Here is an 11,008-nt window from a genome sequence, read left to right as displayed (position 1 = left end):
GGGTAATGAGGTATGCGTGACAAGCACCAAAACATTGAGGAGCCGTGTGAAAAGAAATTTTCACGCACGGTTTTGAAGACCAGCGGGGTTGGTGACAGTCTCGCTGAGTTTAATTCTATTGGGTGGGCGTATGTCAATTCTGAAGGGAATCTCAAAGCCAAAGGTCAGATTCCATTGCAGATGGGATTGCCCTGGGGAAAGCAACAAGCCCAAATTGTTGATGCCTGTCTGCAACTAGCAATAGTGTCCCAGGAATTTGAATGTCCCGTAGTTTGTGAGGAACTTGATTTCTGGGCAAAAAAGCAGTCACTGGGAGAAAAGAGTAGAAAGTATGCTCGGATGCTATCGGGATGGGCATACAGCGAGTTCTACAAGCAACTGAGTTCTATTTTGTCGAATCGTGGCATTGAGTTAATTACAGTCAATCCAGCTTATTCAAGTATTATTGGCTTGGTAAAATACTTAAGAATCTATGGCTTAGCCAGCGACGAATCGGCTGCACTGGTAATTGCTCGTCGGGCTATGAATAAGAGTGAAAAAATACCTCGCTCCTTAACCGCCTATTTTGAAGTGAATTCTCAAAAGCACGTTTGGAGCGAGTGGAACCAACTGAATAAAAAGATCGAACGTTCCGCTGTAATATCGCGTCGTTGTGATTATTATAGCGTTTCTAACTGGAGTTTCTTGGTCAACCTCGACATCGAGGAAGCGCAAGCGCTAAGAAAGAACGCTTAAAGCTTATACCGTAGAGCTTACCTAGGTTTACCTAGGTTTTTATAAGCGGTGTTATCCCGAGGATAAAAATAAAGTACAACTCGCCGCCCTCGAAAATCTGCGAGGCCCACAAGTTGGCCGGCAGCGTCGGGCAGGCTGAAGACAGGGGCTACGTCACCAGGATTTAGTGTCATTTGTGGTATTTGTCAAGAGTTTTTAGAATATGTTCGCAAATAAAAAACATTGCGTCCCGATCGCGCGCGGATCAAGATCGACTTAAGAAACTCTCAGTCGAGGGACTGTTCTTGTCGATCGGTAATAGTGCCGGGTGTGATATAATCGTCATCGGTCTAAAATTGAGTATAACTAGACAACGTAAAAACTCGCACTCCTTTAGTTGAGTTCGCAGTCACACCGATCGGTGTTGCGGTTTAGGAAAGCTAAATTTGAACAAAACCTAACTACATTAAAGAGAATCGATCGAGTACGGTAGGATATACCGGAATTCACGATTGGGAGAAGACACCTCTAAAGCGACTGGAGCAATCCTGTCGTAAACAAGTGACTTTGCCCAAGCAAGAATCTCAGTAACAAACAAGTGCTGAGAATTTCAACCCGAAGAATCCCCGAGCCGAAAGCTTGGGGAATGTCAATGTTTATTAGTGAGGTCAGAATGGCTAAGCGCCGCAATCTCAAGAAAGAGAAGGCACAACGAAATCAAGCATACGCTCGCAAATTTCGCAAGCGGAGAAATCAAGATATGTTCTCCAACAAGAGAAGGCGATTTGACGGCGGCAACGGCGGCGGGATGGGCGCCATGAGCGGCGGCGGACGGGACAAAGATATGGCTGCTGCTGAAGAGTAATATAGTCAGGCTATCTGCCCAACTTAGAACCGAGAGTGCAAAACACGATCGTTCTAAGGAGAGATAGCCATCATGAATTTGCCCAAGAATTCAACGAGGATAGTTTAGGCGATCCGATCGCGCGCAGCAATCAGTGATTTTCTCACTTGTTCAAATCCGGTGCCACCGTAACTATTGCGAGCAGCAACCACTTGAGTCGGTGCGATCGCGCTATAAATGTCTGTATCAAAAGCTGGGTGCAAGTCTTTCCACTCCTCAAGTGTCAAATCTTTGAGGAGTTTGCCCCCCGACAGACAAGTTTTAACAACTTTGCCCACGAGGTTGTAAGATTCCCGGAAGGGAACGCCCTTAGCAGCCAAATAATCTGCTACGTCTGTAGCGTTAGAAAAGTCTTCTGTAACGGCAGCAGCAAGGCGATTGCTGTTAAACGCGATTCCTTCCCGCAGCAAAATCGTCATTGCTTCCAAGCAACCTTGTACAGTTTTGACGGTATCAAACAAAGCTTCTTTATCTTCTTGCAAATCTTTGTTGTAGGCCAAAGGCAATCCCTTCACTACTACAAGCAAGGCTTGCAAATGACCGAAAACCCGCCCCGCCTTGCCCCGCACCAACTCCGGCACGTCGGGATTTTTTTTCTGGGGCATGATGCTAGAGCCCGTAGCGCAGCTATCTTTGAGCGTAATAAATCCAAATTCGTGAGAAGACCACAAAATCATTTCTTCTGACAAGCGGCTCAGGTGTACCATAATCAAGCTGGCGGCTGCGAGAAATTCGATCGCAAAATCTCGATCGCTCACTCCATCTAAGCTATTAGCATAAACCTGGTCAAACTCCAAGAGTTCTGCGCTATAGTGTCGGTCTATCGGGAAAGTCGTCCCCGCCAGCGCGCCGCAACCCAAAGGCGAAATATTCACCCGCTTCGAGACATCGCCGAGGCGTTCCCAATCGCGATCGGACATTTCAAAATAAGCTAACAAGTAATGAGCCAAACTGATTGGCTGAGCGCGCTGCAAGTGCGTGTAACCGGGGATTAATGTTTCGACGTTAAGTTCTGCAATTTCGAGCAAAACCCCTTGAAATTCCCGCAATTGCTCGCGAATTTCTGCAATGCGATCGCGCAAATACAAACGAGTATCGGTGCCGGCTTGGTCATTTCGCGATCGGGCCGTGTGCAGCTTTTTGCCCGCATCCCCGACTATATCCGTCAGGCGCTTTTCTACAGCGAAGTGAACGTCTTCTGCATCAACTCCCGGCACAAAAAGACCTTGGCGGTATTCGCGGCGGATTTGTTCCAAACCATTGACTAGCTGTTCCCCTTCTGATGCGGAAATAATTCCAGTTTTGGCGAGCATTTTAGCATGGGCGATAGAACCCGTCAAGTCATACTCAATCAGTTCTATATCGAAACCAATACTAGCATTAAATCGGGCGATCGCTGGGTGCAGCGCCGACTCAAATCTTTGACTCCAAGTTTTCGGTTGTGTGGTCATTGCTGAATGTAAAACTCAATTATATCTCTCTTGCAGAACTCTCTAAAAACTGGTTCTTAGGAAGGAATGCAAGTCTTCCGGTTCCTAGGAAAGAATGTCAGTCCTCTGGTTCGCACTCAAGAATGCAAATTCTTCCTCCCAAATTTGGCCAGAAAAGACTAAGGTAATTACTACCAACTTTTTATACCTGTACAGAAACTAAAAAACTGAATTCTAGACTACAAAATTAGTGAACGAACCTGACTGTCAACGGAGTACCGTTAGACCACAGGCTTCTATTTCCCTTTGTGCAAGGGCTTTTTTGAGTGACGAAGCTCCCCCGCCACTTTGATGAATTAGACCAATCTTTTTGATCAGCTTAGCTGAGTTTTCATCTCGTTCCAAAGACTCGCCACATTGACAAGAATGACATCGTTCCGACAATTCTTTCGACACTTTATTGAGGCAATTCCAGCAATACTGAGAAGTTCCCTTTGGGTTAACCAATAAAACGTTTTTACCCAGCTTCCAAGCAACATACTTGAGAACGCTAGCGAATTGACCGTGAGCAGCATCAAGCATTGATTTGTTCAAGCCACTTTTAGCTGATTGACCGTTTGGCAAATAAACCAAATTACCATTGTTATCAATATCGGTTTTAGCTTTGGCACGTCTTGTCAAATTCTTGACACTCAGATCTTCAACCACCAAAACATCGCATTTACGAAACAGCTCGTGCGCTGTTTTGAATTGAAAATCAAGTCTTGCTCTAGCCACAAATTGATGCAGTCTAGAAATCTTACTCTTGATAACTTGCCAAGGCTTAGAGCCTTTGACTCTACTAGCTAGTTTCGCCTGAAGCCTTGCTAATTTCTCAGCGTATCTCCTCAAGAACCTAGGGTTTTCGACTCTTTCACCATTAGAAAGGTAAACGTAATTAGTAATTCCCAAGTCAATGCCAAGAGTGTTTTCGTCAGTCGGCTGAATTTCTGCAACCGTCACGGGAACCGCTTTGTCTTCTAGCGTCAGGGCAATATACCACCTATCTGCTTCTCTGATAACTGTCCCCGTCTTAACCGTGAATCCTGTTGGTATTGGGCGATGGAATACCATCGGTACTTGACCTATTTTGGCAAGGTTAACACAAATTATATTTTGCTCATCCTTGATGATATCTAAATTATCTAATTGAGGATAAGTAAAAGATTTGTAGTAGTCAAATCCTTTAAACTTGGGCTTGCCTCTACGATTGCCATTTTTGTCAGGCGTGGTGAAATTTGAAAAGGAAGTTTCCACTCTGTTAACCACATCCTGTAAAACCTGAGAATTCAAAGCTTTGTAATCAGGAAATAGCTTCTTAGTATTTTTCAGGTCAGCTAGTTGTATTGCCTGCCACTGTACATATCCGCCTTCAACATTCGAGAAAACGTCACCTTTCCTAGTCAAAGGATTGCCTGACTCATCCTTCTTTCTGCCATCCCTAGTTTGCACCCTGGTCAAAGGAATATTTTGATAAATCTCCTCAACGGAAACTATGGATGCAGTTAAGGGGCAGGCGTTAACAGGCGTTCTAGTGGACTCCCACCATCTAAATCTTTCACTCAATCGGTAGTTGTACTGACGGCGACAGAGTTCTAGATGAGCCACGATTGTTCCCAATTGGGCTTTTGTGGGTTTGAGGCGGTATTTGTACGTGAGTTGCATGGGAAACTTCCTTTTTTTTCGACCTTCCCACACCACAGTATAGTTAGTGTATCCCTGAAACGCAACACTTACCTTGAAAAAACATGAGAAACGACTTCGTGTCAAACGCCCGCTCAGTTTCAGACCTCAAAGCTCATGTGAATGAGTTTTACCGCAAAGATGTTTTGTGGAGCAGTTCATATTTCATTGCTTCCTGCGGAGGTGTTACTGTTTCTACACTTAGGAAGTATATTGAGAATCAGGATGGGTCCCGAAGATTGAGCTGTGGTAGTTGAGTTTAATTGTCGGGCTCCGTGCCTCCGACCGACGAGCCTTTCATCCCTGCGATAATTTATTCGGGGTACTTCGCGCAGCGCTCAGATACAATCCCCTCTAAATATACTGAGGTACTTCCCGGCTGCTAGTTAAAATCATGCTGCATCAGAAAGGAATAAAGTTCTGACTCCGAACCTTTGCAATCCCTTCCTGATGATTTGTTAGGAAATAACTCTAAGGAATAATCCCTTTAATGAACCAGCCAATGAAAATACCTATAAAAAAAGCTCCTATTTGACCTGTCGAGACAAAATTGTTCCAAGCTTTCTGGAAATTCGTAAATATCTCGTAGCTTTGACCCAATATCACAGGCGAACTCAAATGAGATTTCACAACTAACAAATGAACGGCGTCATGCCAATGAATCGAGCTGGTCAATCCAGCAATAATTTCCGGCATTAAATTAACTATCATGGTGATTTTCTCCTGTGGTCGGTGTTACCCTAAGTACAACCAGTGTCATGTCATCTTCATTGCGGTTGCCGATGCCGATAAACTGGTGAACGCGATCGAACAAATAATCCAGAATTTCCTCAGACTGCTGATAATTTTGACAAGCCCACTGAAAAGCCGCTGTCAAGTTATCCTCATCAAAGCGATCGCCTCTTTGATTAGCAGCATCAGTAAATCCGTCTGTGTAATAAATAATAGTATCACCAGGCTGCAATTGCACGTGGGCTTCTTGGTAGCGCGAATCAGCATCCAAGCCAATCAACATTCCCTCCAAAGTATCGAGCCGAACAATCGAATTAGTTGCAGCTTGCCACAGCAAAGGCGGGTGGTGAGCAGCATTACTGTAAGACAGAATGCGAGTTTTCGGATCGTACTCCGAATAAAACAGAGTCACAAAACGGTGAGAATTCTCCAAATCCGCGTGCATTACCCGGTTTAAATGTTGCAAAATTCTCGCAGGCGAATGGCGGTTCAAAACCTCCGCCCGCAGCATACCCCGCGTCATCGTCATCAACAGGCCAGCCGGTACCCCTTTGCCCATTACGTCGCCGATGACAATGCTCCAGCGACCCTTGTCGATTTTGGACTTGAGATTTTTAATCAGGGATGGGGGGTGTTCCCCCTCATTCTCCTTGCCGATCGGGTCATAGTCAGCGGGAATAAAATCATAATAATCACCGCCGACTCTGCTAGCAGTTTGGCAGCGGGCGGCCACATCAAGACCGGGAATTGTGGGACAACTGCGGGGTTGCAGCCGCAATTGAATTTCTGCCCCAATTTCTAACTCTCTGTCCAGGCGTTCTTTTTCGGCCAACTTCACCGTCAGTTCGTCTTTGCAAATTGCCACGGCGGTTTGATCCGCCACCAAACGAACTAATTTCTGCCTGCCGGGAGTCCAAATATATTGTGGGTCACTGCTAAAAACAAACAGCCGTCCGCGTTCCAAATTCTTGACTAAAATTGGCGCCCCAAACAAATGAACATCCGGGCCCAAATAACGGCCGACTTGCAAATCGAGACTAGAAGTTTGCCCGCTTGTTTGAGAAAAAGATTCACCAGCCGCGCCCGCACCTGCTGTAGCTTGCCTGGTGGCTATTTCCAGCGCTTTCCGCATATCTTGGCACTGCCGTCCTTCCTGACAGTGCAACTGCTGGAACCTGACTTGACCGTTGGGTTTGAACAGCACTAGGGCTCCCCCGTCGGCGTCGGTAACGCGAGTTGCCACCAAAGGCACCAACTCCAAAAATTGGTTGAGATTGTTAAAACTACGCAGGGCAAATCCCAGCGAGCCCAACATATCTTGAACGTTGTGCTGGTATCGGTGCAAGCGCGCTACCAGTTCTTTGAGGGCAAATACTGGCGTCGCGTCGGTGGAATTGCGACCCGTAGGGCGGTCAGCAGGTTGAGGTGAGGGGCGAGGCAAGGGCACAGCAGTCATTTTATATTGGTGATTTTCGATCTTAAAAGGAGATTGAGTGAGTGAGGAATTACGTACCACACGAACAGAAATCCGGTTATTTTTCGAGCAAGTAGTTTTGGCAGTATGCCATTGGTGCGAATTTAAGCCTGAAATCGTCAAGAAATCTCGTTTATAGCTGAGTCTAAATCCCCCTTAATAAGGGAGACTTTGAGCCCTTCTGAAACTACTTAATCAAGGTATGTAGTTGGGCTTTAGCCCTCTTTATCCATAGGCCTAAAGAGGGCTAAAGCCCAACTACGTACCTAATTTCGATGAGGATAATAAAACCACACTGTTTTTTAAGGGGGGCGCCCGGTGGCCGTCGGCGCAAGTCCTGCGATCGTAGTTTGAGGTTAAGGATTTGATATGTTGAAGCTCTGTATTCGCTTTCCCAAATCGGGACGGCTAGAGATACCTCATCAATCTAAAATCTAAAATCTAAAATCGAGTAGGGCTTCCACAAATTCGTAACTAGAAAACGGGCGCAAATCTTCGATGCTTTCCCCCACTCCAATAAACCGGATTGGCAGACCTAGCTGCTGCACTACTGCTAGGGCAACACCACCTTTAGCAGAACCGTCAAGTTTTGTCAATACTACTCCGCTTAATTTTGCCGATTCAGCGAATACTTCTGCCTGTCGCAAACCATTTTGACCTAGGGTGGCATCCAAGACCAGTAGAGATTCTACGGTAGCGCCGGGGGCTTTTTTGTCTACAATGCGACGGATTTTACTTAATTCGTCCATCAGATTTTTTTTGTTTTGCAGGCGGCCTGCGGTGTCTACGATCAACAATTCTGTGCCTCGGGCGCTGGCGGCGGCGATCGCATCAAACACTACAGCAGCAGGATCGGTATTTTTCCCCTCGTTGGCAATAATTTCGACACCGCTGCGGGATCCCCAAACTTTGACTTGTTCGACGGCGGCGGCGCGGAAAGTGTCGGCGGCGGCAATCAGGGTTTTGTAGCCTGATATTTGGGCGATGTGGGCAAGTTTGCCGATCGTCGTAGTTTTGCCCGCACCGTTAACTCCTACAATCAACCAAATGTTGAAAGTGTCTTTTTCCGGGGCAAAAGTCAGGCTGTAGGCGGGATTGCCGGCGGCGGTTTCGGCTGTCGGAGCGTCGAGAATGTCGCGCAGGATGCTTTTGAGAAAGGCTAGAGCCTGTTCTGGCGGCAAGACTTCTTTTGTAAGTCTTTCTTGGAGGCGGCTAATAATGATGTCGGTAGCGGCGACTCCGACATCGGCTTGTAGGAGCAAAGTCTCAATTTCGGCTACCGCGTCTTGATTGAGCGGGCCTTGACCGACGATCGCCTTTAGTCGATTAATTAAGCTGCGGCGGGTTCTTTCCAAACCTTTCCGCAGTTTTTGCAACCAACTGATTTCCTCGACGGATACTTGATCTGGCCGGCGCCCTTGACTGGCTAGGATTTCAGATGACCAGAGGAAGCCTTCGTCAAAGGCAAAACCGGGAATTTCTTCGATTATTGCGGCTCTTTCGGCGGCGGCTGCGATGACTTCTGGTTCCTCAAGGGCGGTTTCCTTGAGGCGCTCGATGCGATCCATGCGATCGGCTTGAGCTCGGGCCCAAAACGGCAGGGCTTCGGCTGTAGAGTCCTCAGGTGCGATCGATTCTGTGTCTGCGAGCTCAGTTGCAGGTTGGGCAATTGCTATATTTTCTGCTGTAACTTCTAATTTTTGAGTAACAGGTTGAGGCGCGATCGACTCGGGCAATGGTAGCAAAGGTTCGGGAATCTCTACTGAGCTAACTGCATCTGGTTTTAGACCATCCGTAGTTTCATTCTGCGGAGGTGGTGCAATTTCTGCAACTTCTGCAACAGTTGGTGCAACTTCTGCAACTTCTACAGCTTCTGTTTCGGCTGCTGGAACTTCCGCCGGTGCTGTCTCAGTAACTTCTGTTTCAGGTTTTTGCTGTTTTTGAATATTTTTGTAAGCAGCTTTGGCCCAATTGAGATAATCCTCAGCTACAGCGGGGGAAGTTTCCTCAACTGCTGCATCTGTTTGAGGCTCAACCGGTGCGGATTTTGCCGCCTCATCTTGGGGCTTTTCGGGGGGAGTTTCTGGTTCAGAAGATCCGCTTTCGCTGTACTGGCGACGAAACCAATTAAATACCATAGAAGTAAATGGGGAAATAGAGAATAGTTATCAGTCATTTAGCCATCAGTCCTTAGTTTAGAGCGGATTGTGGATTGTGGATTGCCGATCGCTAATGACTAATGACTGCTGACTAATGACTACTGACTTACAACTTCTGCATTGATTTTATCGACGACTCGGCGGAGGACTCCGTTGATGAACCGATGTCCTTCATCACCGCTGTAGCGTTTTGCGAGTTGGACGGCTTCGCTGACGCTGACTTGTTCAGCTAAGCCGAGATAGAGGATTTCGGCGATCGCGATTCTCATGATATCTCGATCGATCCTGGGCAGGCGATCGATTTGCCAGTCTACCAGGGCTTCCGAGAGCAACTCGTCAATTTGAACGCGGTTGGCACTGACTTTTGTCAGGATTTGCAAAGCATAGGTACGGACATCTTGCTGGTTAGCTAGCTGGATCAGTTCCGGAAACTCCATTGCTGAACCCAGACGGTTGATGGCGGTTTGGGTGAGTTCGAGTGCTTCCCGCACCATTGCTCTAGCACTTTGTATATCAGCGGCACGGATTTCGCTAGCCAGCAGTTTGTCGCTACCTCGCTGCACTTCGGAGGCTGCTGCTTCTAGGGATTCTTGAACTTCTGTAGTCAGGGTGCGGATGGCGGCGAGGAGAACATCTTGCAGTTTCTTAGCTTCTAAGAGTTCTGGATTCACCGGTAGTTGGCTGATGCCAAGGAGTGCGAGTTCGCGTGAGGTTTCGCGTGCTTTTTTCATATGTTTTAGATAGCAATTGGGAATTTAGGAATTTCAGAATTGTTGAGATTGCTAAGCGCTGGTTCAGAGCATAGACTTGGACTTTAGCAGAAAAACTCGCAAAAAAACCTGCCCTCAGTAACGATTGTTTCTGGGCAGGTTTTGGAAAAATATTATTTGCGATGGGGAAAGTTTACGCGTGATGAAAATGTAGACAAAGCGAACCAAAGGCTGTCGTCTAAGCTCTACAGGATGTCAATTGTATATTTCGCTGAGCATTATTAAAAATCCTCTCCCTCTCTCCCCCTCTCCCCCTCTCCCCTTCCAACACCCCACACAATCTATATTCAAAAAACCTTTGTCTAATCTTCTTCCACTGGTACAGGCTGGTATCTTGATTCGGACAGCAAGGGTTCGAGTGTTTTGCCGGGGGGGTTGTCGGCGGTGACTGCAACTGAGTTGCTGGGGTTGACGATGCCACCGGAGATCACCACTTTAAAGGCATCTTCGATCGACATTGACAAATTAACGACATCTGCTTCCGGGACTATAGCGTACCATCCGGTGGTGGGGTTGGGAGTGGTGGGGATGAAAATGCCGATCGGGCTTTCGCCGGAAAGATGAGACGGAATGTCGTTACTCTCGATCGTACCGGTCACAAATGCTAAAGTCCAGATTCCCCGCCGGGGATACTCTACCAACACCACCCGGCGAAATTTGTCATTAGATTTGAGGATAGTTCCCAGCAGTTGTTTCAAGGTTTTGTAAACCGAACCCGCTAGGGGAATGGCCTGTAACAGGCGTTCGCCAAAGTCTAGCAGCCACTTCCCGAAGATGTTGCGGGCCATCAAACCAATGACTAAAATGCTCAGCAGGGGTACAGCCAACCCTACTAAGAGATTTAGCAGGTTGACCAAAATCGGGTGGAGTCCGTCAAAAGGATTAATCTGCTTGGGAATTTTGGTAAGAAAATTGATCACCCAACTGGCGACGGTAATTGTCAGCCAGATGGTGGTAGCTAAGGGTATCACTACCAGCAGACCTGCGATCAGGTCATTTTTTAAGTCTTGTTTGATGCGTTGGAGCACGGCGGGTCAAATCTCCTCGTAACTGGCTGCAATCACCTGATTGACATCCACCCCGGCGTAAACGCGCGGGGATTT

Annotated in this window: 11 protein-coding genes; 3 read left to right on the top strand and 8 right to left on the bottom strand. The window is 47.1% G+C overall.

Going from position 1 to position 11,008, the window contains the following annotated elements:
• Positions 1–12: 12 nt before the first annotated feature.
• On the top strand, positions 13–735 hold the full coding sequence (locus QZW82_RS26820) for an IS200/IS605 family accessory protein TnpB-related protein (RefSeq protein ID WP_366665095.1): 723 nt from the start codon (positions 13–15) through the stop codon (positions 733–735).
• Positions 736–752: 17 nt separating this feature from the next.
• Here the strand turns inward: QZW82_RS26820 and QZW82_RS26815 are convergent, their stop codons facing one another.
• Positions 753–908 (bottom strand): redoxin domain-containing protein, encoded by a 156-nt coding sequence (locus QZW82_RS26815; RefSeq protein WP_293155525.1) that lies wholly within the window; start codon positions 906–908, stop codon positions 753–755.
• Positions 909–1,387: 479 nt separating this feature from the next.
• Here QZW82_RS26815 and QZW82_RS26810 point away from each other — a divergent pair, with 479 nt between their 5' ends.
• Positions 1,388–1,579 carry a hypothetical protein gene (locus QZW82_RS26810; protein ID WP_194066729.1) on the top strand — a complete coding sequence of 64 codons (192 nt, stop codon included), beginning with the start codon at positions 1,388–1,390 and terminating at the stop codon, positions 1,577–1,579.
• Between the two features lie 104 nt (positions 1,580–1,683).
• Here the strand turns inward: QZW82_RS26810 and argH are convergent, their stop codons facing one another.
• Both argH and QZW82_RS26800 read right to left on the bottom strand, forming a co-directional pair.
• Complete coding sequence (gene argH, locus QZW82_RS26805) at positions 1,684–3,069, bottom strand: argininosuccinate lyase (protein WP_293155522.1); 1,386 nt, start codon at positions 3,067–3,069, stop codon at positions 1,684–1,686.
• 246 nt (positions 3,070–3,315) lie between these two features.
• The gene (locus tag QZW82_RS26800; protein WP_293155519.1) at positions 3,316–4,752 is read right to left on the bottom strand and encodes a transposase; all 1,437 of its coding nucleotides are present in this window, start codon (positions 4,750–4,752) and stop codon (positions 3,316–3,318) included.
• Between the two features lie 83 nt (positions 4,753–4,835).
• On the opposite strand from QZW82_RS26800, the gene QZW82_RS26795 reads away from it, so the two are divergent.
• Positions 4,836–5,027, top strand: coding sequence for a transposase (locus QZW82_RS26795; protein ID WP_366665094.1), 192 nt, complete (start codon positions 4,836–4,838; stop codon positions 5,025–5,027).
• 214 nt (positions 5,028–5,241) lie between these two features.
• On the opposite strand, the gene QZW82_RS26790 is transcribed toward QZW82_RS26795, so the two are convergent.
• The 5 genes from QZW82_RS26790 to QZW82_RS26770 form a co-directional block, all read right to left on the bottom strand.
• Positions 5,242–5,481 carry a hypothetical protein gene (locus QZW82_RS26790; protein WP_293155516.1) on the bottom strand — a complete coding sequence of 80 codons (240 nt, stop codon included), beginning with the start codon at positions 5,479–5,481 and terminating at the stop codon, positions 5,242–5,244.
• Entirely contained in the window at positions 5,471–6,958 is a 1,488-nt protein-coding gene (locus tag QZW82_RS26785; protein ID WP_293155513.1) for a PP2C family protein-serine/threonine phosphatase, read from the bottom strand. The genes QZW82_RS26790 and QZW82_RS26785 overlap by 11 nt, the downstream gene beginning before the upstream one ends.
• Positions 6,959–7,410: 452 nt before the next feature.
• Positions 7,411–9,114 (bottom strand): signal recognition particle-docking protein FtsY, encoded by a 1,704-nt coding sequence (gene ftsY, locus QZW82_RS26780; RefSeq protein WP_293155510.1) that lies wholly within the window; start codon positions 9,112–9,114, stop codon positions 7,411–7,413.
• Between the two features lie 119 nt (positions 9,115–9,233).
• Positions 9,234–9,866 carry a transcription antitermination factor NusB gene (gene nusB, locus QZW82_RS26775; RefSeq protein ID WP_293155507.1) on the bottom strand — a complete coding sequence of 211 codons (633 nt, stop codon included), beginning with the start codon at positions 9,864–9,866 and terminating at the stop codon, positions 9,234–9,236.
• 341 nt (positions 9,867–10,207) lie between these two features.
• The gene (locus tag QZW82_RS26770) at positions 10,208–10,933 is read right to left on the bottom strand and encodes a DUF502 domain-containing protein (RefSeq protein ID WP_293155504.1); all 726 of its coding nucleotides are present in this window, start codon (positions 10,931–10,933) and stop codon (positions 10,208–10,210) included.
• Positions 10,934–11,008: the final 75 nt, after the last annotated feature.

The sequence above is a fragment of the Microcoleus sp. bin48.metabat.b7b8b9.023 genome (genome assembly GCF_013299185.1).
In the GTDB taxonomy this organism is placed as follows: Bacteria; Cyanobacteriota; Cyanobacteriia; order Cyanobacteriales; family Microcoleaceae; genus Microcoleus.
The sequence above is the reverse complement of the archived record's forward strand: the minus strand, read 5'-3'. Positions and strand labels throughout refer to the sequence as shown.